This is a genomic window from Massilia solisilvae (assembly GCF_024753215.1).
Classification (GTDB): Bacteria; Pseudomonadota; Gammaproteobacteria; order Burkholderiales; family Burkholderiaceae_D; genus Telluria; species Telluria solisilvae.
The window spans coordinates 827,027-853,021 of the sequence record NZ_JANUGV010000001.1 but is presented as its reverse complement, the minus strand read 5'-3'; the positions used below and the strand labels follow the sequence as shown (position 1 = coordinate 853,021).

Below are 25,995 nucleotides of genomic sequence, written 5' to 3'. Positions count from 1 at the left end.
ATCGCCAGATTGCACGCGGAGCAACTACCCTCGAGCAAGCGTTGCCATTACACTCAGGGTTTTGACGCTCCGGATCCCTTATCTTGCGCTTTTCGATCGGCCACCGGCTGTTTGCCTCCGTCCTGCTCGCGATCCTTGCCGTCGCGGTGGCCGGCATTGCCCTGATGCGACATAACGTGATGCGCAGCTTTTCGGAGTACGCGGTCAATATCGAACTGGACCGGCTGGAGGAATTGTCGCACGACCTGGGCAGCCGCTACGCGGACCGCGGCGGCTGGCGCTTCGTTCCGCAGGACCGGGGCGCGCAGCGGCGCTGGATCGGCGACGAGCTGCGGCGCCTGCAGCTGCGCCGTGACGAGCCGGCGCGACCGAAACCGGTCCGCACGCCCGCGCCGCCGCCCGCGCCGCTGGCGGTGGCCACTGCCGGCGCGGGGGATGCGGTGCTGCCGCCCCTGCCGCCGCCCCCGGCGCCGCCCGCTCCGCCGGTGCCGCCTGTGTCACCGGTGCCGTCAACATCATATGCGCCCCTGCCCGAGCCGCCGCCGGACGTGGACCAGCTCGGGCTGCTCGACCGCGTGTCGCTGCTGGACGCATCGGGCGCCTATCTTGCCGGCCGGGTGCCGGGCGCGGAACCGTCGGCCCGCCGCGCCATAGAGGCCAATGGCAGGACGGTCGGCTACCTGCGGGTGGCGCGCGTGATGCGCCCCGGCGACGCGCTGGCCGCCGCGTTCCTCGACCAGCTGCGTTCGAGCCTGGTCGCGATCGCCGCGGCCAGCGTCGCGCTCTCGGCGCTGGCCGCGGTGCTGCTCGCGGCGCACTTTCGCAAGCCGATCCGGCGCCTGGCCGCCGGCGCACAGCAACTAGCCGAGGGGCGCTTCGAGATGCGGCTGGCGGCCGACCGCAGCGACGAACTGGGCGAACTGGCGCACAGCTTCAACCAGCTCGCGCAGCGGCTGGAAGCGATGGAGGCGTCGCGCCGGCAGTGGGTGGCCGACACCTCGCACGAGCTGCGCACGCCTCTGGCGGTCCTGCGCGCGCAGCTCGAAGCGATCGAGGACAGGGTGCGCGTGGCCGACCCGCAGACCGTGGCCGCGATGCTGCGCCAGGTGCTGGCCCTGAACAAGCTGATCGACCAGCTGTACGCGCTGGCGCGCGCCGACGTCGGCGCCCTCGATGTGCAGCGCCAGCCGCTCGACCTGTGGGCGCTGGCCTGCGACAGCGCCGAAGCCTTCCGCGCGCGGCTGGAAGCAGCCGGGCTGGCGCTCGCCATCGGCCCCGCGCCCGGCCACGCGCTGGTATCGGGTGACCCCGACCGGCTGCGGCAGGTGTTCGGCAACCTGCTGGAAAACGCCCTGCGCTACACCGCAAGCGGCGGGCAGGTGCGGCTCGGCGCCGAGCGCACGGGTCGCACGCTGGTGATCACCATCGAAGACAGCGCGCCCGGCGTACCGGACGAGGCGCTGGCGCGGCTGGGCGAGCGCTTCTACCGGGTGGACGCTTCGCGCAGCCGCGCGCAAGGCGGCGCGGGCCTGGGCCTGGCGCTGTGCCAGCGCATCCTGCAGGCGCATGGCGCCACCCTCGCCTTCGATCATTCGCCGCTGGGCGGCCTGCGCGCCACCCTCGACTTTTCGCTGGAGGGGGCATGACGCAGGAGCTGTTCATCGTCGAGGACGAGCCGGAGCTGGCGGCGCTGGTCGCCGACTATGCGCGCGCGGCCGGATTTGCGCCGGTGGTGTTTGATGATGGCGCGGCGGCGCTGGACGCCTTGCGCAACGCCGCGCCCGCGCTGGTCGTGCTCGACCTGATGCTGCCCGGGCTGGACGGGCTGTCGCTGTGCCGCGCGCTGCGCGAATTTTCCGACGTGCCGGTGGTGATGGTCACCGCGCGGGTCGAGGAGATCGACCGCTTGCTGGGCCTGGAGGCCGGGGCGGACGACTACCTGTGCAAGCCGTTCAGCCCGCGCGAGCTGATGGCCCGCATCAAGGCCATCCTGCGCCGCTGCGGCCAGGCGCCCGCCCAGCGCGCCGTCGAGATCGACGAAGCAACGCGCCGCATTGCGATCCACGGCAAGGCGCTCGACCTGACGCCCAGCGAATATGCGCTGCTGGCCGTGCTGGCGCGCCGGCCCGGCCAGGTGTTCTCGCGCGCGCAGCTGCTCGACCTGGCCTTCAACGACAGCATCGACGTGACCGACCGCGCCATCGACAGCCACGTCAAGAACCTGCGCCGCAAGATCGACGCGGTGGTGCCGGGACTGGAGCCGATCCATTCGATCTACGGACTGGGCTACCGCTTCGATCTGTAGCGGCCTTCATTTTTTCTCCACATTTGGGCGGCAACATGCATTCCGACGGCGCCCCGCGCCCAGTCCAAGAGGAGAAAAAGCATGAAGAAGAACGCATCCGTCGTTTTGTTCGCCCTGATGTGCGCCGCGGCTGGCGCCAGCTCGGCCACCGTCCATGTGGAATGCAAGCAGGCGCACGGCAAGTGCGTGCCGGCGAACCCGCCAGCGCCCCCTGCCCCGCCGGCACCGCCGGCTCCGCCGCCACCTCCGCCCGGCGGCTTTGCATTCGCGCAGCCACCGATGCCCGGCATGCCGCAGATGCCGGCCATCCCGGCGCCGCCGCCCCCGCCGCCGGTCCCCGATGTGCCGGCCGCAGCCCACGCGGCCTGCGCCGGCAAAGCCGAGGGGAGCGATGTCACCTACAACATCAAGAAGGGCGAGTACATGCGCGGGGTGTGCGAGAAAGAGGATGGGAAGATGGTGTTCCAGCTGCGGATGTACCACATGGACTGAAGCTAGTCACGAACATTGGCGCGTCGTCCCCGCGAAGGCGGGGACCCATAGACAGTATCCAGAGGCGGCGCCACTGAGTGGCATGTTCAGCATGGGTCCCCGCCTGCGCGGGGACGACGTAGTTCGAATGATCGACATCCGCATCTAGATCATTTATTCTAGCCCCATGCCGAAATCCCCCGCTCCACCCAAACCCACCCGGTCCGAACTGGAAATGCTGCGCCTGCTCTGGCAGCTCGGCCCGTCCACCGCGCGCCAGGTGCACGAAGCCGCCCTCGCCACCCGTCCGGACATGCCCTACGCGAACGTGCTGCGCCTGCTGCAGGTCATGCACACCAAGGGCCTGCTCGCGCGCGACGAAAGCCAGCGCGCCCACGTGTACGCGCCCGCGCAGCCGCAGGAATCACTGCAGACCAGCCTGGTCAAGGAACTGATCAACAAGGCGTTCTCCGGCTCCGGCAAGGAGCTGGTGCTGGCCGCCCTGCGCGGGCACGTGAGCCAGAAGGAACGCGACGAGATCCAGGCCATCCTCAACGGCGACAAGAACAAATGACGCCACCCGTCGAACCCGAGCTGGAAGACTGCTGCCGCAGCGGCTGCTGCCCGTGCGTGTTCGACCTGTACGCCGAAGCACTCGAACGCTACGAAGCGTGGTGCGCGGCCCAGGCGGACAAGCCAGGCTCAGTACAGGCTGCCGACACCGAGCAGGAACACGTCTGAATCGCGGTGGTAGTCGGTGATGACGCGGCTCCAGCTGAGCTGCGCGCGCCAGGTCGGGGACAGGCGCCAGCGCATGCCGATCGAAGCGATCGGCGCGAAGTGCGTCTTCGGTTCTTCGCGCACGCTGTCGCGGTTCAGCTGGTCGCGCATCACGTAGCCGCCCATTCCCAGCTCCAGCACGGTGCGCTCGGTGAACGGCCGCAGCAGCCACAATTGACTCGAGACGCCCTTGCGCTCGGCCACGCCAACGCGTCCCTCGCTCATCGCCATCACGCTCCACTCCATGTTCGGCGTGACCGTGTGGCGGTATTCGATGCCGCCGCCGGTCGCCTTCTCCGACTTGAAGCTGTTCACGATCGAGCGCCCGGCCAGCACCATGAACAGGTCCTCGCCGCCGTCCGCGTTCTCGGCTTTCACCTCGTGCGGCAGGTTGCGCAGTTCGTAGCCCAGGCCAACCATCAAGAGCGTGCTGTCATGCTCCCTGCGGCCATGGATGCGCGACAGGCGCGCCTCGGCATAGGTGCGCTGGTCGCCCAGGTGGTATTTGGCGCTGAAGTTGGCCTGGATGCCCCAGCCGTGCTCGTTGCGGTAGTCGGCCAGCGCGCCGCTGCCGGTGGTGGTGTCGAAGTAGTAGTACGGGCCGGCCCCGACCGCGAACGAGAAGCCGCGCTCGGGCACCGCCGTGTGCAGCCACAGCTGCGGAGTCAGGCCGTCGCGGTGGTGCAGGCGCGGGTGGCCTTCGTTGGTGTATTCCAGACTGGCCGCCGTGTACTTTCCAAGCCGCTGCGTGTAGCCCAGGTTGACCGCAAACGACTGTTCGCCGCTGCGATCGACCTGCATGCCGCCAGCCAGCAGCGAGGCATCCTGGGCTGCAGCGAAGCAGGAGACAAGGAACAACGATATGGCCGGGAAAATGCGTCGCATGTGATGCCTCGGAAAAATAACTTTTTGACATCATGCCGTTTTTCGCGCAGAAGAGTCGCACGCGACACTTCCCAGCCGTACGGTGTGCAGCCTCGCCTCTCCTGAATGCTACTTTTTTAGGCAGCGCTGCGGTAAGGCGCTAATGGAGAGTCATTGTTCAAGAAGAGGAGGTTGTAATGAAAAAAGTTCTGTCTATCCTGGCACTGGCAACCACGGCCGCTTTTGCCGCGGGAGGGGCGCAGGCACAGACCACCTTTCGAGCCGTTGAAGCGGGTCCGCTGGAAAACCCGCCCAATGCCTCGCCGGGCTGGGGCCTGACCCAGATCGACATTGCGGGAACGAAGATGTTCGTCGATGCACGGTTCCGCGACCTGCTCGGCGCAACGACCGAGGCCCACGTTCACTGCTGCACGAGCACGGCCTTTACCGGCAACGCTCCGATCGCAGTGCCGTTCACCAGCTTCCCGACCGGTGTACACGCAAGCCAGTACACCAACGGCCTGGATCTGGCGCTGGACACCTCGTTCGAGTCCGGGTTCCTGTCATCCAACGGCGGCACGGCATCGTCTGCCATGTCGGCGCTGATGACCGGTATCAAGGCCAACGAAGCGTACGTGAACATTCACACCAGCGACAAACCGGCTGGCGAGATCCGGGGCTGGCTGGTGGCGGCGCCGATTCCTGAGCCGGCGTCGTGGGCAATGTTGGGGATTGGTCTTGCCGGGCTGGGGTTCATGGCACGGCGCCGTGTCGGTTAACCGGGAGGGTTAATGGCAGCAACTTCGCGCAACGAGAGCAGCCTGGCCCAGGCCGGGACGGCTGCTTGCCAGAATCCGGCGAGCGAATCGACGGGCTCTACCGACAGATCGAGGAAGCGGGCAGCATCCTGCAGGGCGGCGACGGCGGCCGGTTCGTCGTCCGGCGCGATGGCCAGTGCCCCGGTCTGTTTCGAGAGCTTCTCGCCGGCTGCGTTGCGCACGACCGGCACGTGCAGGTAGCGCGGGGTCGGTACGCCGAGCAGGCGTTGCAGGTAGATCTGGCGCGGGGTCGAATCGATCAGGTCCGCCCCGCGCACCACGTCGGTGACGCCCTGCTCGGCATCGTCGACCACCACCGCCAGCTGGTAGGCCCAGTAACCGTCGGCCCGCTTCAGGACGAAGTCGCCGGACTCAAGGGCAAGCCGCTGGCGGATGGTGCCGGCGAAGCGGTCGGTAAATTCGACCAGGTCCGCACCCGGTTCGGGCACACGCAGGCGCAAACTGCGCGTGCTCCGGCCGGGGGCGAGGCCGTTTCGGCAGGTGCCCGGATAGATCGCGGCGCCGTCCGGTCCGAATCCCAGCCTTGAATCGGCAATCTCGCGACGGTTGCAGCCGCAGGCGTAGGCATTGGCGGCGAGCCGGTCGAACGCGGCCTGGTACAGGTGCTTGCGGCGGCTTTGCCACACTACTTCGCGGTCCGATTCCATGCCCAGGCGCCGCAGCAATTCCAGGATGCCTTCGGCGGCGCCGGGAACGCTGCGGCCTTCGTCGATGTCCTCGATGCGGATCAGCCAGGTGCCATGGTGAACGCGCGCGTCCAGGTAGCTGGCGACGGCGGCCACCAGCGAGCCGGCGTGCAGCGGACCGGTGGGGGATGGCGCGAAACGGCCGACATAAGGTGTGGTCACGGTGATGCTCGTGGTTATTACAGAAACCAGATTATCACATGGGGGTTAGCGGAGGCTTAAGCCGTGGGGCGGCGACACCCGCAATGACCACCGTCGTCCCGGCGCAGGCCGGGACCCATGCTGAGCTGCATGCAACGCGGCTTCATTCGATTCAGTATGGGTCCTTTTCACCGGGACGACGATGCTGAGGTACGCTTCACTTTGCCGCCTGCGGCTTCGCTTCGAAATTCTTGACGAGCCCCATCACCTGCCCCGCCAGCTCGTTGGGCACCGCGAACGACAGCTGGTAGTGCAGGATCTCGAAGCCCTTGGCCGTCTTGCGGATCACGCCGCTCGCCATGCACGGCCCCATGTTGGGCGTGTCGAGGATCTCGTCGAACCAGATGAATTGCCCGTCGGGCGACGCGTACACGTTGCGCCGCACGGACTTGAACGACCAGGCCGAACCGCGCTTGAAGAACTTGTCGGCCCACGCCTTGAATTCGTCCCTGTGCCACAGCTCGTGCTTGTCGGTGCCGATGTACACCCCGTCCGGCGCGATCTTGTCGAAGTACGCCATGCGCGCGTGGGCTGCATCGTCGTGCCATTCGTCCACGAAGGCGTTGACGGCGCGCGCGAGCGCGGGATCGACCGGCTGCGCATGCGCGCCCAGGCTGGCGACAAACAGGAGGAAAGCTGCGATCAGGCGCTTCATTTGAATCTCCCGCTGTCCACGTCTTTCAGGAACTTGATCAGGCCGTCGAAGTACACTTTCTGGTCGTCATACATGTCCATGTGCCCGCCGTTGGTCAGCAACAAGCGGCCATGCCTCACCTTCTCCGACACCATCTTCATGTGCTTGGGGTCCATGGTGTCGTACTTGCCAGCGATGACAAGCGTCGGCACCGTGATCTTCGGCAGGTCGGCCACGCGGTCCCAGTGTTCGAGCTTGGAGTTGTGCGAGCCCATCTCGCTCGGGCCTTGCATCGGCACGTAGATCTTCTTGTTGATCTTGGCGAACGCGCGCAGCGCCGGGTCCGGCCACCGGGCGCTCGGCATGCGCAGGATGTGCGCCTCGTAGTACGGCACCAGCAGCTCCTCGTAGCGCGGGTCGTCATACTTGCCTTCCTTCTCCATCTGCAGGATCTGGGCCAGCACCTTCTGGTCCATCTGCGGCATCAGGACCTTGTCGGCGTACTCGTTATAGGCGGGAATGCTCATCATCATGTTGGAGATGATCAGGCCCTTGAGCTTGTCGCCATGCTTGAGCGCATATTCCGCGGCCAGGATGCCACCCCAGGAATGGCCCAGCAGGTAGAAGTTATGCTTGTCCAGGCCCAGCGCCTTGCGCACCTGCTCGACCTCATCGACGAAGCGCGGGATCTCCCACAGCGAAGGCTCGTCCGGCTGGTCGCTGTAGGCCGAGCCAAGCTGGTCGTAGTAGTAGTACTCGACGCTCGCGCCGGGAAAATAGCTGTCGGCCGCTTCGAAATACTCGTGGGTGGCGCCCGGGCCGCCGTGCAGGAGCAGCACCTTGATGGTCGGGTTGTTGCCAACGCGCTTGGTCCAGACCTTGAACGTGCCCTTCGGCGTGGCGATCGGGATCATGCGCACGCCACCCGCCAGCACATCGGTGCGGCCGGCATTGTCGAAATAGTGGTTGGCCTGGGCGCCGGCTTCGGCGCACGCCATCGGGCTGGCGGCGGCCATCAGCAACGCGGCCAGGAGTGCAGCAAGCTTCCTCATGTTGTCTTGTCTCCGGTAATTTTTTGACCTGTGCTCCGGCTGTGCCGGCGAACCATTGTATCTGTAACAGATGAGCAAAGGTACAACGTGGAAACTGAGCACTGAAAGGTGTACAGTGGTGGTGAATACACTTTTCAAACAGACAAATGAAAGCCGCCGCCGTTGTCCTGTTGTTCGCCGCGCTGCTGCCCGGTGCCCGGGCCGCTGAACCGGCAGCCGCCGCCACCCCGCCGCCCCTGTTCCTGTTCCCGCTGTACTCGCTGCCGACGGGCCTGCCGCCTGCGCTGTTGCCCGATAGCGTGGTGGAACGAGCGGTGCAGCAGGCGCTTGCCGAGGCCCCGCCCGCGGAACGAGGCCAGGCGCTGCGCCGTGCGAATGTAGACGCCTTCGAGCGCGCCTTCGACGACGCGCGCATGCCGGGTTGCCTGAAGCCGGACGGCCTGAAATGGCAGCCGCCGATGCTCGGGCCATTCACGGTGCATGGCCTGCGCGCCGCGTTCCCGTTCGTGATCGTGGCCAAGTGGCGCGGCAAGTGCACGTGAGCGGGCACCAGCGATGCGCGCGTTCGTTGCCGCCAGCCTGATCCTTGCGCTGACCGCGACCACGGCCCGCGCCCAGGCGCCCGCCACCGCGCCGGCACCGCTGCCGCCACTGCGCGCAAAACTCACCGACGAGGCGATCCGCCAGGCCGTGCAGCAGACGCTGGCCGAGGACAAAAAGGGGCAGCAGCTCGCGCGCGAAGGCGCGTACGGTGGCGAAAAGGTCGAGAACTTTTCGCGCCAGTTTTCGGAATCAAAAATCCCCGACTGCCTGCACGCCGATGCGCTGAAATTCCAGCCCACGTTCTTTGGCGGGCTGTTGGCGATCCCGTTCTGGGTGGCGGCGGCGGTACGCGGGAAATGCCGCTAGGCTGGCGTGGCGCTCGCCTCCAAGGCGCGAATCATGGATAATTGCTCACCATGAACGATACGACCAAACCCACCCTGCCCGACCGCCTGTCCATCGACCCGAAGAGCCCGCACCACGTGGCGGCCGTCTTCCAGCATGAGATCGGCATTCGTTTCAACGACAAGGAACGCCACGACGTCGAGGAATACTGCATCAGCGAAGGCTGGATCAAGGTCGCCGCCGGCAAGGTGCTCGACCGCAAGGGCAAGCCGATGCTCATCAAACTCAAAGGCAAGGTCGAGGCGTTTTACCGCTGACCCTGGGCGCCTGCCGACGCTCTCGGCAGCTTATTCAACGCGTAGTGTAGTCAGCGCCATCGCGCTTTCGCAGCACGAAGGCGTCCTTTCGGGCGCCGGCCGGCTCCAGCCCCAGCTCCTCCATTGCCTCCGGCGAAACGTCCGCAGGGGCAGCTCCGAATATCAGCAGCTCTTCATAGGGATGTGAGGAGCTCAATTCCCCGTGGTGCTCGTCGATATCGTACAAGGCTTGTGCGCTGGTGGCCTTCCTGTCGCCGGTCCGGGGTGGAAAAAACGAAGTAATGTCGTGGCCCCCGAACAGGCTGCGAGCGTGCTCAATGGCAGGGTCGTTCGACCGGCTTGCGAGAACCCAGACGGGCATTTCACGGGCCACGCTTTCCACGCGTTGCCCAAATTCTGGATCGAGTATCAGTGCGACGCTTTTCATGACCTGCTCCGATCTGATGCATTTCGCCCGCGGGGGTATGCGCACAACTGCACCGCAGGCCCGCGTCGGCCATGAGCCCAGTTATGGCCGTGGGGAACGCCAGATCCATGACTGTGGTTCCAGTCGATATCATACTCGGGTCGCCCGTCGGCTTCATACCTGCGTTCTTGTCCATTATCGGGGTTCTTGAACCAAGAGTCGGGAGCGCCGACGACGGGCGTACGAGACATGTTCCGGGCGCTTTGCGATGGCGAAAACACACCAGACATCCATGTGACACCCCCGTTCGCTGAACCGTATGAGGCTTTGGCCGAGGACAATAAAAAAGCGAGCCGAAGCTCGCTTTTTTGTTGGACCGAAGACCGATTAACGCTTGTCGATGGTCGGCACGTCGCGGCGTGCGGCGCCCACGTACAGCTGGCGCGGACGGCCAATCTTCTGCTCCGGATCGGCGATCATTTCGTTCCACTGGGCGATCCAGCCGATGGTGCGTGCCATCGCGAAGATGCCAGTGAACAGCGAGACCGGGATGCCCAGGGCCGACTGCACGATGCCCGAGTAGAAGTCGACGTTCGGGTACAGCTTGCGCGACACGAAGTAGTCGTCTTCCAGCGCGATCTTTTCCAGTTCCATCGCCAGCTTGAACAGCGGGTCGTTCTGCAGGCCCAGTTCGTTCAGCACTTCGTGGCAGGTTTCGCGCATCAGCTTGGCGCGCGGGTCGAAGTTCTTGTACACGCGGTGACCGAAGCCCATCAGCTTCACGCCCGAGTTCTTGTCCTTGACCTTGGCGATGAACTCAGGGATCTTGTCCGGGGTGCCGATTTCCTTGAGCATGTTCAGGGCAGCTTCATTCGCGCCGCCGTGTGCCGGGCCCCACAGGCAAGCGATGCCGGCAGCGATACAGGCGAACGGGTTGGCGCCCGACGAACCGGCCAGACGGACGGTCGAGGTCGATGCGTTCTGCTCGTGGTCGGCGTGCAGGATCAGGATGCGGTCCAGCGCGCGCACCAGCACGTCGTTGACCTTGTACTCTTCGCACGGATTGCTGAACATCATGTGCATGAAGTTGGCGCTGTACGACAGGTCGTTGCGCGGGTACACGAACGGCTGGCCGACCGAGTACTTGTATGCCATCGCAACCAGGGTCGGCAGCTTGGCGATCAGGCGGATTGCCGAGATTTCGCGCTGGGCCGGGTCATTGATGTCCAGCGAGTCGTGGTAGAACGAGGCCAGCGCGCCGACGGTGCCGACCAGCACCGACATCGGGTGCGCGTCGCGACGGAAGCCGCGGAAGAAGAAGTTCATCTGCTCGTGCACCATGGTGTGACGGGTCACGGTGTTCACGAACTTTTCTTTTTCTGCCTTGTTCGGCAGTTCGCCGTTCAGCAGCAGGTAGCAGGATTCCAGGAAGTCGGCATTGACCGCCAGTTGCTCGATCGGGTAGCCGCGGTACAGCAGCTCGCCCTTGTCGCCATCGATGTAGGTGATGGCCGACTGGCACGATGCGGTCGACATGAAGCCCGGGTCATAGGTGAACTTGCCGGTCTGGCCGTACAGTTTGCGGATATCGACGACGTCCGGGCCGATGGTGCCCTTGTAGATTGGGAAGTCAACGGACTGGCTGCCGTCCGAGAACGACAACGTGGCTTTGGTTTCAGAAATGTTCATGGCGCTTCCTTGTTGGGAAATCTACAATTAAAAAAACGGGGGTTTCCTACGCTTGCCGCAGGCGCGCCAGCAAGGCACGCACGTGGGGCTGGTCGACTTCGCCTTCGGGCTCGGCTCTCCCCAGGAGCAGGTCCAGCAGCGGATTGTCTGCCAGGTCCAGCAAGCGGGTCAGCGCATCGACCTCCTCGTCAGTCATTTCTTCCTCGTGCGCGTCGAGGAAGCGCGTGAGGATCAGGTCGTTCTCGAGCAGGCCCCGGCGGGCGCGCCAGCGCAGGCGCGCGCGATTGGCCGGATCCGATTGATGCGTTTTCACACTAGAGTCCGTTGTTGGGTCAACACTATACTCCGGCTGCCTGTTTGGGGCAGTACGGTATTTTTACTGTATTTGCTACTTGCTGCGGGCTAACGTGCTGCGCCCTGCGCGGCGATATTTCTACCTGCCGAACGCGTGGGCAGCAAGCTGCCCACCCTACCCTCTGCTGCGGCTGTCGTAGGGTGGGCGGGTCTCCCGCCCACGCGTCCAGCCGGCCGCAGTGCAGCCGACGCGCTTAGATCGCGCGGCGTACCAGCATTTCCTTGATCTTGCCAATCGCCTTGTTCGGATTCAGGCCCTTCGGGCACACGTCCGTGCAGTTCATGATCGAGTGGCAGCGGAACAGGCGGTACGGGTCTTCCAGGTTGTCCAGGCGCTCGTTGGTCGCTTCGTCGCGCGAGTCGGCGATGAAGCGGTACGCCTGCAGCAGACCGGCCGGGCCGACGAACTTGTCCGGGTTCCACCAGAACGACGGGCACGAGGTCGAGCAGCAGGCGCACAGGATGCACTCGTACAGGCCGTCGAGCTCTTCGCGCTCTTCCGGGGTCTGCAGGCGCTCTTTCTCCGGCGGGATCGAGTCGTTGATCAGGTACGGCTTGATCGAGTGGTACTGCTTGAAGAAGTTGGTCATGTCCACGATCAGGTCGCGGATCACCGGCAGGCCCGGCAGCGGACGCAGCACGATCGGCTGGGTCAGCTCGTTCAGGTTGGTGGTGCAGGCCAGGCCGTTCTTGCCGTTGATGTTCATCGCGTCCGAACCGCACACGCCTTCGCGGCACGAGCGGCGCAGCGCCAGCGAGTCATCGACGTCCGACTTGATGCGCTGGAGCACGTCCAGCAGCATCTTGTCGGTGTCCTTGCACTCGACGGTGACGTCTTGCATGTAGGGCTTCGTATCCTTGTCCGGATCGTAGCGGTAAATCTTGAGTTGGACTGTGCGTGCCATGTTTTACCTATCTTGTGGCGGCCGGGATCCTTGCCCCGGCCGCAAAACTATTTAGAAAGTACGTGCTTTCGGCTTGAAGGTCTCGACCGTCAGGGGCTTGGTGCGCACCGGCTTGTACTCGAGGCGGTTGCCCGACGAGAAGAACAGCGTGTGCTTCATCCAGTTTTCGTCGTCGCGGGTCGGGAAGTCGCTGTGCGCGTGGGCGCCGCGCGATTCCTTGCGTGCCGCTGCCGAGATCATGGTGGCCTTGGCCGTTTCGATCAGGTTTTCCACTTCCAGCGCTTCGACGCGGGCGGTGTTGAAGACCTTCGACTTGTCCTTGAACGAGATGTGCTTGACGCGCTCTTCCAGCTTGAGGATTTCCTTGGCGCCGGCGTCCAGCAGCTCCTGGGTACGGAACACGCCGCAGTACTTCTGCATCGAGGCACGGATGTCGTTGGCCACGCCCTGCACCTTTTCGCCACCGGTCGAGGTTTCGATACGGTTCAGGCGGTTCAGGGCGAAGTCGGCGGCGTCCTTCGGCGCCGGCTTCTGTTCTTGCTGGTCCAGCTTCTGCGCGATGATGTGGTTGCCGGCGGCACGGCCGAACACCACCAGGTCGAGCAGCGAGTTGGTGCCCAGGCGATTGGCGCCGTGCACCGACACGCACGAGCATTCGCCGATCGCGTACAGGCCGTTGACGATTTTCTCGCCACCGTTGCCGTCAGGCGTGACGACCTGGCCGTGGATGTTGGTCGGGATACCGCCCATCTGGTAGTGGATGGTCGGCACGACCGGGATCGGTTCCTTGGTCGCATCGACGTTGGCGAACTTGTGGCCGATTTCGAGAATCGACGGCAGGCGCTTGCGGATGGTGTCCGCGCCGATGTGGCGCAGGTCGAGCAGCACGTGGTCCTTGTTCGGGCCGCAGCCACGGCCTTCCTTGATCTCCTGGTCCATCGAGCGCGACACGAAGTCGCGCGGCGCCAGGTCTTTCAGGGTCGGCGCGTAGCGCTCCATGAAGCGTTCGCCGTTGCTGTTGATCAGGATGCCGCCTTCGCCGCGCACGCCTTCGGTGATCAAGACGCCCGCGCCCGACACGCCGGTCGGGTGGAACTGCCAGAACTCCATGTCCTGCAGCGGGATGCCGGCGCGCGCCGCCATGCCCATGCCGTCGCCGGTGTTGATGAAGGCGTTGGTCGAGGCCGCGAAGATGCGGCCGGCGCCGCCGGTGGCGAAGATGGTGGTCTTCGCTTCCAGCTGCATGACTTCGCCGGTTTCCATTTCCAGGGCCACCACGCCGAGCACGTCGCCGTCCTGGTCGCGGATCAGGTCCAGCGCCATCCATTCGACGAAGAAGTGGGTGCGGGCGCGCACGTTGCGTTGATACAGGGTGTGCAGCAGGGCGTGGCCGGTACGGTCAGCCGCGGCGCAGGCGCGCTGCACCGGCTTTTCGCCGAAGTTGGCGGTGTGGCCGCCGAACGGGCGCTGGTAGATGGTGCCGTCCGGGTTGCGGTCGAACGGCATGCCGAAGTGTTCCAGCTCGTACACGACCTTCGGTGCTTCGCGGCACATGAACTCGATCGCGTCCTGGTCGCCCAGGTAGTCGCCACCCTTGACGGTGTCGAACATGTGCCAGTACCAGTCGTCCTCGCTCATGTTGCCCAGCGACGCGCCGATGCCGCCCTGGGCAGCCACGGTGTGCGAACGGGTCGGGAACACTTTCGACAGCACCGCCACGTTCAGGCCGGCTTCGGCCAGCTGCAGCGATGCGCGCATGCCGGAACCGCCGGCGCCAACGATAATCACGTCAAAGTGACGGGTAGGGATTGCAGATTTGATTGCTGCCACGATTAAACGCTCCACAGAATTTGAATCATCCAGACGGCATAGGCCACCAGGCATGCGATCGTGACGAGTTGCAGGAACAGGCGCACGCCGACCGGCTTGATGTAGTCCATCCAGATGTCACGCACGCCAACCCAGGCGTGGTAGAACAGGCCCAGGAAGGTCACGGCCGAGAACAGCTTGAACCACTGGCGGGCGAACAGGGACGCCCAGCCTTCGTAGGAAAAATTCTGTGCAGTCAGGAAGGCGCCGAGCAGGACAACGGTGTAGACCACCATGAGGATCGCAGTGACGCGTTGCGCCAGCCAGTCCTTGACGCCGTAGTGCGCGCCGACGACCAGGCGCTTCGGTCCGATGTTATTCTTTGCCATTAAAACACTCCAAACAGTTTGAGGGCGACCAGCGCGGTCAGCGCCAGGCTGATCACCAGCACCCAGCGTGCGGTGCGCTGCGAGGCGTCCTTGTCCAGGGCCATGTGGTTGTCCATGAACAGGTGGCGAATGCCGGCGGTAAAGTGGTGCAGGTAGGCCCAGGACAGGCCAAGGAGGATGATCTTCACGAAGACGTTATCGACGATGCCCGCGAAGTGGGCAAACGAGATCTCCGAGCGCAGGCTTTCCTGCAGCAGGTAGAGCAGGAACGGCAGCAGCAGGAACATCCCGGCGCCGCTGACGCGGTGCAGGATCGAAACCATGGCCGACGGCGGCATGCGATAGTTAGACGTAATGTCGGAAAAGTTGACATTACGGAATTCCGGCCGCTCCTTTTTGGGAACCTCTCTCACGGCTTCGGACATACAACACCTCCCTTAGACTGACAAATGTAAAGAACCCTTCATTGTTACCGATTTTCGGTGGCTGCACCAACCACACCGAATCGGCTACTGGCTTTTTGCGACAAGACCGGGTCGTCCCCTGCCGCTTTCCAATAAACAACACATTTTAATCGCTGGAAGCAAACGGCGCAGGCTGGCCTGGCGCTTGCCTCCGGCGTAGTTACCGCCTTACGACAATTCGCTCAGGTAGTGGTGGCGCGCGGTCAGGTACAGCCCGCGCCGCAGTTCCACCGCCTTGTCCCCGTAGGTGAACGAGACCCGCTCCGCGCACAACAGCGGCGTGCCCTCGGCCACGCCGAGCAGCTGGGCCGCGCCCGGGTCCGCCGCCACCGCCTTGATCTTTTCGCTCGCGCGGATCATGCGCGTGCCGAATTCCGATTCGAACAACCCGTACATCGGCCCCTTGTACTCGACCAGTCGTTCCGCCGTCAGCCCCTTGAACAGCTGCCCCGGCAGCCACAGTTCTTCCAGGATCGCCGGCACCCCGTCGAACGACTGCACGCGCTTGATATAGACCACCGCGTCGCCAGAACGCAACTCGAGCAGGCGCGCGACCTCGGCCGGCGCACGGATGCGCTTGACTTCGATGAAGCGGCTCTCGGGATGGTGCGGCACGCCCTCGTCGGGCATCAGACGCAGGAAGCGGTAGTGGGCGCGCTCTTCGTGGTGAGTGGCGACAAAGGTGCCCTTGCCCTGGCGGCGCACCACCAGGTTCTCGGCGGACAGCTCGTCGATCGCCTTGCGCACGGTACCCTGGCTAACCTTGAAACGGGCAGCCAGTTCGACTTCGCTGGGCATCAGCTCGCCGGGCTTCCATTCGCCCGACTGCAGACTTTGCGTGATCAATGCCTTGATCTGCTGGTACAGCGGACTGAAGGTTGGCGAGGCGCCTTGTGCGGCGTCACCGCCCGGATTGGACGATGCTGGGTTCATAAACAACCATTTCACCACAAAACCCCCTGCCCGTCCAGTGGAAAGGGTCAAGAGATCTGTCTTATATAAGACATATGATATGAATTGACAGATGGAATAGCACAGGACTACACTCGCGGACGAATCGGGCGCCGGTGTGCCTGGCACGGCACGCACGCTGTCCGATTGACGGATGCTGTTTTGGTATCATCTCGGTTTCCCGAACAGGCTCCCTCGGCTTGCCCCGTTTTCATTCCCACTTTTGGAGATTCATCATGGCTAAAACCCCCAAGCGCGTCGCGGTAACCGGCGCCGCCGGCCAGATCGGCTATTCGCTGCTGTTCCGCATCGCCAATGGCGACCTGCTGGGCAAGGACCAGCCGGTCATCCTGCAGCTGCTCGAAATCGACAATGAGAAGGCTCAGAAGGCGCTCAAGGGCGTCATGATGGAACTGGAAGACTGCGCGTTCCCGCTGCTGGCCGGCATGACCGCGCACAGCGACCCGATGACCGCATTCAAAGACGCCGACGTGGCCCTGCTGGTCGGCGCCCGTCCGCGCGGCCCCGGCATGGAGCGCAAGGACCTGCTGGAAGCGAACGCCCAGATCTTCACCGTGCAGGGCAAAGCGCTGGACGCCGTGGCTTCGCGCGACGTCAAAGTGCTGGTGGTCGGCAACCCGGCCAACACCAACGCCTACATCGCCATGAAGTCGGCCCCGAACCTGCCGGCCAAGAACTTCACCGCCATGCTGCGCCTGGACCACAACCGCGCCCTGTCGCAAGTGGCTGCCAAGACCGGCACGGCCGTGGGCGACATCGAAAAACTGTGCGTGTGGGGCAACCACTCGCCGACCATGTACGCGGACTACCGCTTCGCCACCGTCGGCGGCAAGTCGGTCAAGGACATGATCAACGACCAGGAATGGAACCGCGACGTGTTCCTGCCGACCGTCGGCAAGCGCGGCGCCGCCATCATCGACGCCCGCGGCGCCTCGTCGGCTGCCTCGGCCGCCAACGCAGCGATCGACCACGTGCATGACTGGGTGCTGGGCACCGCCGGCAAGTGGACCACGATGGGCGTGCCGTCGGACGGCTCGTACGGCATCCCTGAAGGCATCATCTTCGGCTTCCCGGTCACCACCGAGAACGGCGAGTACAAGATCGTCCAGGGCCTGGAGATCGACGAGTTCTCGCGCGAGCGCATCAACAAGACCCTGGCCGAGCTGGAAGAAGAGCGCGCCGGCGTTGCTCACCTGCTGAAGTAATCGCAATCCGCGGCGTTCGTGGAGGCCAAGCCAACCGTTCGCCGCACCCGCCGTGCCGCCGCATCCAGCGGCACGGCGGCTCCCGCATACCCGAACACAAGCATGCATCCTTCCGAGGTTTTATTCCAGGGCAAACGCCAGCCGCTGCTGCTGCCGGCCTGCGACCATTACGCAGGTTCCGACAAGCTGATGCGCAAATCGATGGCCCTGCAACAAGAGCTTGGCCCGCTGTTCGACATCACCTTCGACTGCGAGGATGGCGCCGCCGCCGGCCGCGAGGCCGAGCACGCACAGCTGGTCGCCGCGCTCATCAATTCTGACGACAACCGCTTCAACCGCATCGGCGCGCGCCTGCACGATGTGACCCACCCGCACTTCGAGCAGGACGTGGCCACCATCGTCGGCCAGGCCGCGCACAAGCTCGCCTACGTGGTGCTGCCCAAGCCGAGCGGGCTGGCCGACGTGCAGCAGGCGCTCGACATCATCCACCGCCACGCCGTGGCGGCCGGACGGCCCGCGCTGCCGGTGCACGTGCTGATCGAAACGCACGGCGCGCTGCACGACGCCTACCAGATCGCGGCGCTGCCGCAGGTCGAGTGCCTGTCGTTCGGCATCATGGATTTCGTCTCGGCGCATTTTGGCGCCATTCCCGCCAGCGCCATGCGCACGCCCGGCCAGTTTACCCACCCGCTGGTGGTGCGCGCAAAGCTGGAGATGGTTGCGGCAGCTCATGCGCATGGCAAGGTCGCCTCGCATAATGTCACCACCGAGATCAAGGACAGCGCGGTGGTCGCCAACGACGCCCAGCGCGCTGCCGGCGAATTCGGTTTCACGCGCATGTGGAGCATTCATCCGGACCAGATCAAGCCGATCATCAAGGCGTTCACGCCACGGCTGTCGGAGGTGAATGAAGCGACCAACATCATCCTGGACGCCATCGCGGCAAACTGGGGCCCCATCGCCCAGCATGGCCGCTTGCACGACCGCGCCAGCTACCGATATTATTGGACGGTGTTGCAGCGCGCGAAGCTGGCAGGCCTGGCGCTGCCGGAGGCCGCGGCGGCAATCCTCAACCACAAGGAATCGATCTAATGGCCACCCGACTGAAACACACCCTCGCCGCCTGCCTCGCCCTGCTGGCGGCCGCCAGCCTTGCGCCCGTCGCGCAGGCCACGCCCGAGACGCACCACGCCAAGATGCACAAGCACATGGCGAAAAAGGCCGAGCCGGCCAAGGACGTGTTCGACGACAAGAACAATCCGGAACCGGACATCACCGACACCGTCACCACCGATTACAACTGCGAGCTCGGTAACAAGATCACCATTTACACGAATGAGAAGGACACGGACCACATGGCGCTGCGCTGGAAACACCGGCTGCACCGCATGAACCGCATCGCCACCACCACCGGCGCGCAGCGGTTCGAAAATCCCGTGTCCGGCATCATCTGGATCGGCATCCCGTCCAAGGGCATCCTGCTCGACTCCAAGCTGAACCGCCAGCTGGCCAACGAGTGCAAGAGCGCCGAACAGTCCAAGCCGTTGGCCGCAACGTCGCCGGAGGCGAAACAAGGCTGATCCGTCGGCCCCGTCACTCATCACTGATTAGCAAGAAAAAAACCCCACTGAAGGAGAGGTCATGTCCCGCAACACTCTGAATACGCTCAAGGAATTCCCGCTATCGGCTGGCCAGCAAGGCCAGTACTACTCGCTGCCGGCGCTGGGCGAGGCCCTGGGCGTCAACCTGTCGCGCCTGCCGGTGTCGATCCGTATCGTCCTTGAGTCCGTGTTGCGTAACTGCGACGGCAAGAAGGTCACCGAAGAGCACGTCAAGCAGCTGGCCAACTGGGCCCCGACCGCCGAGCGCACCGACGAGATTCCGTTCGTCGTCGCCCGCGTCGTGCTGCAGGACTTCACCGGCGTGCCGCTGCTGGCCGACCTGGCCGCCATGCGCAACGTGGCCGCCAAGACCGGCGCCGATCCGAAGAAGATCGAGCCGCTGGTGCCGGTGGACCTGGTGGTGGACCACTCGGTCACCATCGACCACTTCCGCGAGCCGAAGGCGCTGGACCTGAACATGAAACTGGAATTCCAGCGCAACAACGAGCGCTACCAGTTCATGAAGTGGGGCATGCAGGCATTCGACACCTTCGGCGTGGTGCCGCCGGGCTTCGGTATCGTGCACCAGGTTAACCTGGAGTACCTGGCACGCGGCGTGATGAAGAACGGCTCGCTGTACTACCCGGACACCCTGGTGGGTACCGACTCGCACACCACCATGATCAACGGCGTGGGCGTGGTCGGCTGGGGCGTGGGCGGCATCGAGGCGGAAGCCGGCATGCTGGGCCAGCCGGTGTACTTCCTGACCCCGGACGTGATCGGCGTGAACCTGAAAGGCAAGCTGCGCGAAGGCTGCACCGCGACCGACCTGGTGCTGACCATCACCGAAATGCTGCGTAAAGAAAAAGTCGTGGGCAAGTTCGTCGAGTTCTTCGGCGAAGGCACCCGCTCGCTGTCGCTGACCGACCGCGCGACCATCGCCAACATGGCACCGGAATACGGCGCGACCATGGGCTTCTTCCCGGTCGACGAAGCCACCGTCGACTACTTCCGCGGCACCGGCCGTACCGAAGAGGAACTGGCCGCGTTCGAAAACTACTTCAAGGCACAGCAGCTGTTCGGCATCCCGGCTGAAGGCCAGATCGACTACACCCGCGTGCTGGAACTGGACCTGGCGACCGTCACCCCGTCGCTGGCCGGCCCGAAGCGCCCGCAGGACCGTATCGAACTGGGCCACGTGAAGAACACCTTTACCGAGCTGTTCTCCAAGCCGACCAAGGAAAACGGCTTCAACAAGAGCGCCGACGACCTGTCCAAGGTGTACGAGACCAGCAATGGCGTGCGCGTGAAGAACGGCGACGTGCTGATCGCCGCGATCACCTCGTGCACCAACACCTCGAACCCGAGCGTGCTGCTGGCTGCCGGTCTGGTGGCCAAGAAGGCGGTCGAAAAAGGCCTGACCATCGCTCCGCACATCAAGACCTCGCTGGCCCCGGGCTCGCGCGTGGTGACCGACTACCTGGAAAAAGCCGGCCTGATGCAGTACCTGTCCAAGCTCGGCTTCGAGCTGGCCGCCTACGGCTGCACCACCTGCATCGGTAACGCCGGCGACCTGACCCCGGAACTGAACGCCTGCATCACCGAAAACGACATCGTGGCCGCGGCCGTCCTGTCGGGCAACCGCAACTTCGAAGCACGTATCCACCCGAACATCCGTTCGAACTTCCTGGCCTCGCCGCCGCTGGTCGTCGCCTACGCGATCGCCGGCAACATGACCCGCGACCTGATGTCCGAGCCGATCGGCAAGGACCAGAATGGCGTGGACGTGTACCTGGGCGACATCTGGCCGTCGTCGCAAGAAGTCGGCGCGCTGATGCGCCTGGCACTGGACGCCGATACCTATCGCAAGAACTACGCCGACGTGAAGAACAACCCGGGCAAGCTGTGGGAGAACGTGTCGTCGGTGGCAGGCCAAGTGTACAACTGGCCGGAGTCGACCTACATCGCCGAGCCGCCGTTCTTCGCCGACTTCGAGATGACCCCGAAAGCCGCAGCTGCCGGCATCAGTGGCGCGCGCGCACTGGGCGTGTTTGGCGACTCGATCACCACCGACCACATCTCGCCGGCAGGTTCTATCAAGGAAGACGGTCCGGCAGGCAAGTGGCTCAAGGAGCACGGCGTGCAGAAGGCCGACTTCAACTCCTACGGCTCGCGCCGCGGTAACCACGAGATCATGATGCGCGGCACCTTCGCCAACGTGCGTATCAAGAACAAGATGATCCCGCCGAAGGCCGACGGTTCCGCAGTCGAAGGCGGCATCACCATCCACCAGCCGACCGGCGAGCAGCTGTCGATCTACGACGCCGCGATGAAGTACATCGCCGACGGCGTGCCGACCATGATCTTCGGTGGCGAAGAGTACGGCACCGGCTCGTCGCGCGACTGGGCAGCCAAGGGCACCCAGCTGCTGGGCGTGAAGGCCGTGATCGCCCGTTCGTTCGAGCGCATCCACCGTTCCAACCTGGTGGGCATGGGCGTGCTGCCGCTGCAGTTCATCGGCAACGACAGCGTCGAGTCGCTGGGCATCACCGGCAACGAGACCTATGACCTGAAGGGCCTGGAAGGCGAGATCAAGCCGCAACAGCTGGCCACCCTGGTGATCCACCGTGCCAACGGCGAGGCCACCGAAGCGAAGGTCCTGCTGCGCATCGACACCCCGATCGAAGTGGACTACTACAAGCATGGCGGCATCCTGCCGTTCGTGCTGCGCCAGCTGCTGGTCGCGTAATCGACCGCTGCGCCCGCCTCGGCGGGCTGCACAAGGAGCGCCGGATTCGTCCGGCGCTTTTTTTTCGCCCCACTGCCCCCACCCGTGGGGGATGCCCTGGACGGTCCCGCTTGCTAGACTTGTCTGTTGCACAAGTATGCACATCGGCGGCGCCCTGCTGCCACTGACAGGAAAGAGACCGAACATGAAACCGTGGACCAAACTGCTGGCCTTTCTGCTGCTCACCCTGGCCGCCAACTGCGCGCTGGCCGCCGGCGGCAAGGTCCCCGCCGACCTGGAAGGCACCGAAGAGCATCCGGAAATCGTGCGCTTCCCCAACTTCTACATCGATAACAGCAAGCGCAACGACTACAACGAGGTCGCCTTCCCGGTGAAGGCCGGTCAGGAAAACAAGGGCGGCAAGTACTGGTTCGTGGACTACATCATCAAGGAAGGCAAGCGTCATCCCAGCATCGTGGAACTGAAGAAGAACTACGAAAACGCGTTCAGGAAAAACGGCGGCAGCCTGGTCTATCATGGCCCGGACGGCGACGAGGCTACCTATCGCCAGCCGCTCTCGGGCGGCGGAGAGCGCTGGATGCTGATGCACATCGACAACGACGGCGAGCGCTACCAGCTCACCATCATCGACACCGCGGCAATGGAGCAGAAGGTCGAGTTCTCGGCCGACCAGATGGCCGAGGCGATCAAGAAAGACGGCTTCATCGCCCTGAACGGCATCCTGTTTGATACCGGCAAGGCAAGCATCAAGCCGGAATCGCAGGCACTGGTGAACGAAGTCGTGGCGCTGCTCAAGAAGGATGCCTCGCTCAAGCTGTCCGTGGTCGGCCACACCGACAACGTGGGCGACAAGAAGGCCAACCTGGAGTTGTCCAAACAGCGCGCGGCCAGCGTGGTGCGCGCCCTGGTGGCCGGCGGCATCGACGCCAAGCGCCTGAAGGCCGACGGCAAGGGCGATACCGAGCCGGTGGGCGACAACCGCAAGGACGACGGCCGCGCCCAGAACCGCCGCGTGGAACTGGTCAAGTTCTGACTGCCGCATCGATGACTCCGATCACGAAGCGGACCGCGGCAGCCCTGCTGCTCTGCTCCCTCGCCAGCGCCGGCTTGTCCGCGCTGGCAGCGGACAGGGCGCCGCTGCCAGCAGGCCAGAAAGCAACCCTGCGCGTCGAATTCAACCTGGCCGGCAAGGAGGACGGCAGGCCGATCCATCGCACGGTCACCATGGCGCTACGCATGGAATCGGATGCCAGCTACGACGGCGAGGACCCGGAATACGACGCTGCCGCCAGCTACAGCGCCGCCGGAGCACAGCGCGAGAAGGCGCTGGCTGCTGCCCGGACCCGGCTGGACAAGCTCGACATGGATGCGGTGGCGCGCGCCTGCGACCGTGACCGCGACAGTGCCGAGTGCCAGGCCGGGCAACAGGCCTTCGCCGCCTCGATGGCGCAGGCGGATACGGCGATGCGGATCGGCGTGCGGCAACCCGATCCCGCCAACAAGGACCGCTACCAGTCCTGGCGCGCAGTGGCCGACAACACCGACGCCTGCGGCACCATCGAGGGCCGCCTGCTGGACGCTGGCAAGCCAGCCGCGGTCACGCGCTTGCCGAGCGGCGCCACCGACGGCTCGGGCATGCGGACCTGCCTGCACATCATGACGGTGGACCGCAAGCGCAACCAGGTCCAGCTGGCCTTCTTCCCATTCGAAGTGGCGCGCTCGGACAAGAAGGAACGCGGCTACTACCTGATCGAAGGGCTCGATTTCGACGGCAACGCCAACGCCGAATTCGCCCCCGCCAAGGGCTCGCTCATCCTGCGCGGCCTGCCGTTCCAGGGCGGCCGTCCCTCCGGCACGGCGTCCTATCGCGGCGAGCGCGGCGTGACCACGGTCAAGTGGAGCGTCGAGCCACGTTAGCCGGCCCGGCGGCGCGCCCGCGCCGCCTTTCCCCTCCCCCGCTCGGCGCCGCGCAAGGGTGCCAGCAACCGTTGTGTTCATGGCATGTGGCCGAATCAACTACAATAGAGGGCTACGGGTTTATCATCGGCCCGAGGATATCCACCAATCACTACCTAGAAGAGACTTTTCCAGCGCCATGCGTCGCCCCGCGAAAGATTCATCCCAAAAACTGTCGGCAGAGAGCCAGCGTATTTCCAGCATTGCCCAGGCCATCGTGCAGGCCGCCAGCCGCGTCGAGGAACGGACCTGGGAGCAGCAGCTGGACACGCACCTGCAAAAGCTGCTCAAGACCAACCACCAGGAAAGCATCGACGCCGCGCTCAACGTCCTGTTCAAGGATGACCTGGCGGCCTACGACGTGCTGATGGATGGCGTCGAGGCGGTCAGCGAGTCCTCGTTCATGGTCGAACAGCAGGACGGCAAGGAAGTGGCCTGGCAGGCCCTGCTGGTGGCCGCGCCCATTCTGGCCTGGACCCGCTTTTCGATCGCCTCCGGCGCGATTCCGTCAGACCTGCTGGGCACGCTGACCGCGCACTTCTCGGCCCACCTGCTGGCTGAAGGCACGCGCATCGCGATGGCGCCGACGCTGTACGCGATCGACCAGTTGCCGCGTACCCATGCCGAGACCTACGCGATGACCCACAAGCTGGCCCAGGCCGCGCACAAGGGTTCGAGCGTCAAGCCGGCGGTGCGCGCACCGGATACCGCGCCGTTCCTGGCCGATACGCGCTACCTGCTGGCCGTGATCGTGGCGCCGCAGGGCGCGCCGATCTTCCGCTGGCAGGAGCCGCAGCACCACATCAATTTCATGGCCGAGCGCGCGAACGCACTGGAGCAGTGGCGCGCGCAGGCCACGCCGAACGTGGCGCGCCTGCTGCCCGGCTGCGGCATCGAACTGCTGCTGCCCGAGGCCTACTACGTGGCCTGCCGCGAGGCGGACAAGCTGATCCGCCCGGTGTCGATCCGCGCCGCCGTGCATTACCTGACCTATACCCTGGGCGTGGAAGCGTCGGATTTGCGCGCCGTGATCGCCGGCTTCGGCGAAGAAGCGACCGACGGCCAGATCGACGAGTACCGGGTCGGCTTCACGCTGCGCCAGTCGCCGGACGTGGTGTATGGCATCGTATGGCCGCTGTACGGCCAGGAAGACGAGGAAGGCACGCCGATGGAAGGCCCGGCGGTCGCCGGTCCGGCCCCGGTCACGCCGATCAACGAGATCGTGGCGCACCTGAACGCGGCCGGCATCGCGCACATCAAGCGCATCAGCGAGCGCTACGTGGCCGAGTACTGCGACGACTGCGGCGCGCCGCTGTTCGCCGATCCCACGGGCGAGCTGGTGCATGCCGAGATGCCGGAAGACACGCCGTCCGGCACCGAACACTTCCACTGAGCTTTGCGCATCAAAGGGCCCGCTGTCCAGCGGGCTTTTTCATTGGCAGGCGCGCTTGCTGCTTCAAGACGAACCTCGAGACCGCGATGTGAGACTTCCTTGCCCTCAGTCGCTGTCATCTGCCCCATGCCCGTGGCGCACCGGTTTCAGCAGGATGGGGCCGCAGAGATTCTCTTTGCAGCCGTACCCGACGATCTCCCGGCGGTCGTTGATCGCCTGGGGATAGCCGATCGTGAATCCCGACGCGGGGTCGATCAGGTCGTTCAGGTCGCGCACCCCTTTGCCCGGCTGGTACAGGTAGCCGCCGGGGCCGGTCAGATATCCACCGACCACTTGTCCCTCGATGTTGATGTCCCTGGCATCGGCAACACGGTCCAGCAGGACCTTCATGGTGCCCTTGTGCCACAGCACGGCCCGCGTGCCCTCGATTCCGCCGTTGTACACCTGCGTGACACCCACGATCTGCCCCCGCAAATTGATTTTCGTCGCCAGGCTGGTGTGCTCGGACGGCGTCGGGAGGGCATGCATGGCGCCGTTCTCGTACAGGAATGCCACCTGGTACCCGGGCTCGGGCGGGGTGTTCGGCTGGGACACGGCGCCGACGATCTGGCCGCGGTCATTGATGCTGTTGGCGAAATCGATGCGCCTGGGTCCGCCGAGCGTGCCGAGCAAGCGTACGTTGCTTCCCGTGAGCAGGTAGGCAAGCGACTCGTCCTGGACGTCGGACAGGCCGCCGACGATCTGTCCGAAGTTGTTGATATCGTTGGCGACAGAGTAAGCGTGGCTGCTGACCGCGAGAGGCTGCGCAGCGCCATTGACGAAGATGACCGCGTGGCGCGGGCCGGTTTCGCTGTACGAATAGCCGACGACCTGCCCCCTGTCGTTCAACCCGGAGGGGATCGCCCAGGTGTCACCGGGAAGCGGTATGAGCTGGGTTAGCTTTCCATGGGAGTAGCAATAGCCCGCGTTGCTACTCAAGAAGCCGCAGATCAGCCCGCGGTTGTTGATCATGTTGGCGACTCCCGATCCCTGGCCGGGCGCGAACGGGACGAGTACGGTCACCTTA

29 protein-coding genes are annotated in these 25,995 nt (G+C 64.8%); 16 read left to right on the top strand and 13 right to left on the bottom strand.

The window, feature by feature from the left end:
* Positions 1 to 83: 83 nt before the first annotated feature.
* The 5 genes from NX773_RS03775 to NX773_RS03755 all read left to right on the top strand — a co-directional run bounded on the left by NX773_RS03775 (position 84) and on the right by NX773_RS03755 (position 3,517).
* Complete coding sequence (locus tag NX773_RS03775; protein ID WP_258855031.1) at positions 84 to 1,646, top strand: ATP-binding protein; 1,563 nt, start codon at positions 84 to 86, stop codon at positions 1,644 to 1,646.
* Positions 1,643 to 2,305 carry a response regulator gene (locus NX773_RS03770; protein WP_258855030.1) on the top strand — a complete coding sequence of 221 codons (663 nt, stop codon included), beginning with the start codon at positions 1,643 to 1,645 and terminating at the stop codon, positions 2,303 to 2,305. Before NX773_RS03775 ends, NX773_RS03770 begins: the two co-directional genes overlap by 4 nt.
* Positions 2,306 to 2,386: 81 nt before the next feature.
* Positions 2,387 to 2,797, top strand: a complete 411-nt coding sequence (locus NX773_RS03765) for a hypothetical protein (protein ID WP_258855029.1) — start codon at positions 2,387 to 2,389, stop codon at positions 2,795 to 2,797.
* A gap of 214 nt (positions 2,798 to 3,011) precedes the next feature.
* Positions 3,012 to 3,350: a BlaI/MecI/CopY family transcriptional regulator gene (locus NX773_RS03760; RefSeq protein WP_370662212.1), complete on the top strand. Its 339-nt coding sequence runs from the start codon at positions 3,012 to 3,014 to the stop codon at positions 3,348 to 3,350.
* Positions 3,347 to 3,517 (top strand): oxidoreductase-like domain-containing protein, encoded by a 171-nt coding sequence (locus NX773_RS03755; RefSeq protein ID WP_258855027.1) that lies wholly within the window; start codon positions 3,347 to 3,349, stop codon positions 3,515 to 3,517. Before NX773_RS03760 ends, NX773_RS03755 begins: the two co-directional genes overlap by 4 nt.
* Here the strand turns inward: NX773_RS03755 and NX773_RS03750 are convergent.
* Positions 3,479 to 4,441 (bottom strand): hypothetical protein, encoded by a 963-nt coding sequence (locus NX773_RS03750; protein ID WP_258855026.1) that lies wholly within the window; start codon positions 4,439 to 4,441, stop codon positions 3,479 to 3,481. The two genes, NX773_RS03755 and NX773_RS03750, sit on opposite strands and share 39 nt — an antisense overlap.
* 176 nt (positions 4,442 to 4,617) lie before the next feature.
* On the opposite strand from NX773_RS03750, the gene NX773_RS03745 reads away from it, so the two are divergent.
* The gene (locus tag NX773_RS03745) at positions 4,618 to 5,199 is read left to right on the top strand and encodes a CHRD domain-containing protein (RefSeq protein ID WP_258855025.1); all 582 of its coding nucleotides are present in this window, start codon (positions 4,618 to 4,620) and stop codon (positions 5,197 to 5,199) included.
* Here NX773_RS03745 and gluQRS read toward each other — a convergent pair.
* The 3 genes from gluQRS to NX773_RS03730 form a co-directional block, all read right to left on the bottom strand.
* Positions 5,196 to 6,107: a tRNA glutamyl-Q(34) synthetase GluQRS gene (gene gluQRS / locus NX773_RS03740; RefSeq protein WP_258855024.1), complete on the bottom strand. Its 912-nt coding sequence runs from the start codon at positions 6,105 to 6,107 to the stop codon at positions 5,196 to 5,198. The two genes, NX773_RS03745 and gluQRS, sit on opposite strands and share 4 nt — an antisense overlap.
* A 196-nt stretch (positions 6,108 to 6,303) precedes the next feature.
* Positions 6,304 to 6,801 carry a nuclear transport factor 2 family protein gene (locus NX773_RS03735; protein ID WP_258855023.1) on the bottom strand — a complete coding sequence of 166 codons (498 nt, stop codon included), beginning with the start codon at positions 6,799 to 6,801 and terminating at the stop codon, positions 6,304 to 6,306.
* The gene (locus NX773_RS03730) at positions 6,798 to 7,832 is read right to left on the bottom strand and encodes a proline iminopeptidase-family hydrolase (RefSeq protein WP_258855022.1); all 1,035 of its coding nucleotides are present in this window, start codon (positions 7,830 to 7,832) and stop codon (positions 6,798 to 6,800) included. Before NX773_RS03730 ends, NX773_RS03735 begins: the two co-directional genes overlap by 4 nt.
* 146 nt (positions 7,833 to 7,978) lie before the next feature.
* Between NX773_RS03730 and NX773_RS03725 the strand changes: the two genes are divergently transcribed.
* From NX773_RS03725 to NX773_RS03715, 3 genes are read left to right on the top strand one after another with little or no spacing between them, the layout of a single operon-like run.
* The gene (locus NX773_RS03725; protein ID WP_258855021.1) at positions 7,979 to 8,374 is read left to right on the top strand and encodes a hypothetical protein; all 396 of its coding nucleotides are present in this window, start codon (positions 7,979 to 7,981) and stop codon (positions 8,372 to 8,374) included.
* Positions 8,375 to 8,387: 13 nt separating this feature from the next.
* Positions 8,388 to 8,741: a hypothetical protein gene (locus tag NX773_RS03720; protein ID WP_258855020.1), complete on the top strand. Its 354-nt coding sequence runs from the start codon at positions 8,388 to 8,390 to the stop codon at positions 8,739 to 8,741.
* A gap of 50 nt (positions 8,742 to 8,791) precedes the next feature.
* A complete protein-coding gene (locus NX773_RS03715) occupies positions 8,792 to 9,037 on the top strand; it encodes a DUF3297 family protein (protein WP_258855019.1) in 246 nt (81 codons plus the stop codon).
* A 34-nt stretch (positions 9,038 to 9,071) separates the two neighbouring features.
* On the opposite strand, the gene NX773_RS03710 is transcribed toward NX773_RS03715, so the two are convergent.
* From NX773_RS03710 to NX773_RS03675, 8 genes are all read right to left on the bottom strand, one after another.
* Entirely contained in the window at positions 9,072 to 9,464 is a 393-nt protein-coding gene (locus tag NX773_RS03710) for a hypothetical protein (protein ID WP_258855018.1), read from the bottom strand.
* Between the two features lie 366 nt (positions 9,465 to 9,830).
* Entirely contained in the window at positions 9,831 to 11,132 is a 1,302-nt protein-coding gene (gene gltA, locus NX773_RS03705) for a citrate synthase (RefSeq protein ID WP_258855017.1), read from the bottom strand.
* A 46-nt stretch (positions 11,133 to 11,178) separates the two neighbouring features.
* Positions 11,179 to 11,445: an FAD assembly factor SdhE gene (locus NX773_RS03700; RefSeq protein ID WP_258855016.1), complete on the bottom strand. Its 267-nt coding sequence runs from the start codon at positions 11,443 to 11,445 to the stop codon at positions 11,179 to 11,181.
* A 235-nt stretch (positions 11,446 to 11,680) separates the two neighbouring features.
* Positions 11,681 to 12,391 carry a succinate dehydrogenase iron-sulfur subunit gene (locus NX773_RS03695; RefSeq protein ID WP_258855015.1) on the bottom strand — a complete coding sequence of 237 codons (711 nt, stop codon included), beginning with the start codon at positions 12,389 to 12,391 and terminating at the stop codon, positions 11,681 to 11,683.
* A 51-nt stretch (positions 12,392 to 12,442) separates the two neighbouring features.
* Positions 12,443 to 14,221, bottom strand: a complete 1,779-nt coding sequence (sdhA, locus tag NX773_RS03690; RefSeq protein ID WP_258855014.1) for a succinate dehydrogenase flavoprotein subunit — start codon at positions 14,219 to 14,221, stop codon at positions 12,443 to 12,445.
* 2 nt (positions 14,222 to 14,223) lie between these two features.
* Positions 14,224 to 14,589, bottom strand: a complete 366-nt coding sequence (gene sdhD / locus NX773_RS03685) for a succinate dehydrogenase, hydrophobic membrane anchor protein (protein WP_258820933.1) — start codon at positions 14,587 to 14,589, stop codon at positions 14,224 to 14,226.
* Positions 14,589 to 15,014 carry a succinate dehydrogenase, cytochrome b556 subunit gene (sdhC, locus tag NX773_RS03680; RefSeq protein WP_258855013.1) on the bottom strand — a complete coding sequence of 142 codons (426 nt, stop codon included), beginning with the start codon at positions 15,012 to 15,014 and terminating at the stop codon, positions 14,589 to 14,591. The genes sdhD and sdhC overlap by 1 nt, the downstream gene beginning before the upstream one ends.
* 207 nt (positions 15,015 to 15,221) lie before the next feature.
* Positions 15,222 to 15,986, bottom strand: coding sequence for a GntR family transcriptional regulator (locus tag NX773_RS03675; protein WP_258855012.1), 765 nt, complete (start codon positions 15,984 to 15,986; stop codon positions 15,222 to 15,224).
* A 254-nt stretch (positions 15,987 to 16,240) separates the two neighbouring features.
* Here NX773_RS03675 and NX773_RS03670 point away from each other — a divergent pair, with 254 nt between their 5' ends.
* From NX773_RS03670 to NX773_RS03640, 7 genes are all read left to right on the top strand, one after another.
* Positions 16,241 to 17,230 (top strand): malate dehydrogenase, encoded by a 990-nt coding sequence (locus tag NX773_RS03670; RefSeq protein ID WP_258820936.1) that lies wholly within the window; start codon positions 16,241 to 16,243, stop codon positions 17,228 to 17,230.
* A 102-nt stretch (positions 17,231 to 17,332) separates the two neighbouring features.
* Positions 17,333 to 18,322 (top strand): HpcH/HpaI aldolase/citrate lyase family protein, encoded by a 990-nt coding sequence (locus NX773_RS03665; protein ID WP_258855011.1) that lies wholly within the window; start codon positions 17,333 to 17,335, stop codon positions 18,320 to 18,322.
* Positions 18,322 to 18,810 (top strand): hypothetical protein, encoded by a 489-nt coding sequence (locus NX773_RS03660; protein ID WP_258855010.1) that lies wholly within the window; start codon positions 18,322 to 18,324, stop codon positions 18,808 to 18,810. Before NX773_RS03665 ends, NX773_RS03660 begins: the two co-directional genes overlap by 1 nt.
* 61 nt (positions 18,811 to 18,871) lie before the next feature.
* Positions 18,872 to 21,580, top strand: a complete 2,709-nt coding sequence (gene acnA, locus NX773_RS03655) for an aconitate hydratase AcnA (protein ID WP_258855009.1) — start codon at positions 18,872 to 18,874, stop codon at positions 21,578 to 21,580.
* A gap of 184 nt (positions 21,581 to 21,764) precedes the next feature.
* Positions 21,765 to 22,613, top strand: a complete 849-nt coding sequence (locus NX773_RS03650) for an OmpA family protein (protein ID WP_258855008.1) — start codon at positions 21,765 to 21,767, stop codon at positions 22,611 to 22,613.
* A gap of 11 nt (positions 22,614 to 22,624) precedes the next feature.
* A complete protein-coding gene (locus NX773_RS03645; protein WP_258855007.1) occupies positions 22,625 to 23,497 on the top strand; it encodes a hypothetical protein in 873 nt (290 codons plus the stop codon).
* A 178-nt stretch (positions 23,498 to 23,675) separates the two neighbouring features.
* Positions 23,676 to 24,929 carry a DUF2863 family protein gene (locus NX773_RS03640; protein ID WP_258855006.1) on the top strand — a complete coding sequence of 418 codons (1,254 nt, stop codon included), beginning with the start codon at positions 23,676 to 23,678 and terminating at the stop codon, positions 24,927 to 24,929.
* A gap of 105 nt (positions 24,930 to 25,034) precedes the next feature.
* Here NX773_RS03640 and NX773_RS03635 read toward each other — a convergent pair whose 3' ends face one another.
* Positions 25,035 to 25,940, bottom strand: coding sequence for a hypothetical protein (locus NX773_RS03635; RefSeq protein WP_258855005.1), 906 nt, complete (start codon positions 25,938 to 25,940; stop codon positions 25,035 to 25,037).
* Positions 25,941 to 25,995 lie beyond the last annotated feature (55 nt).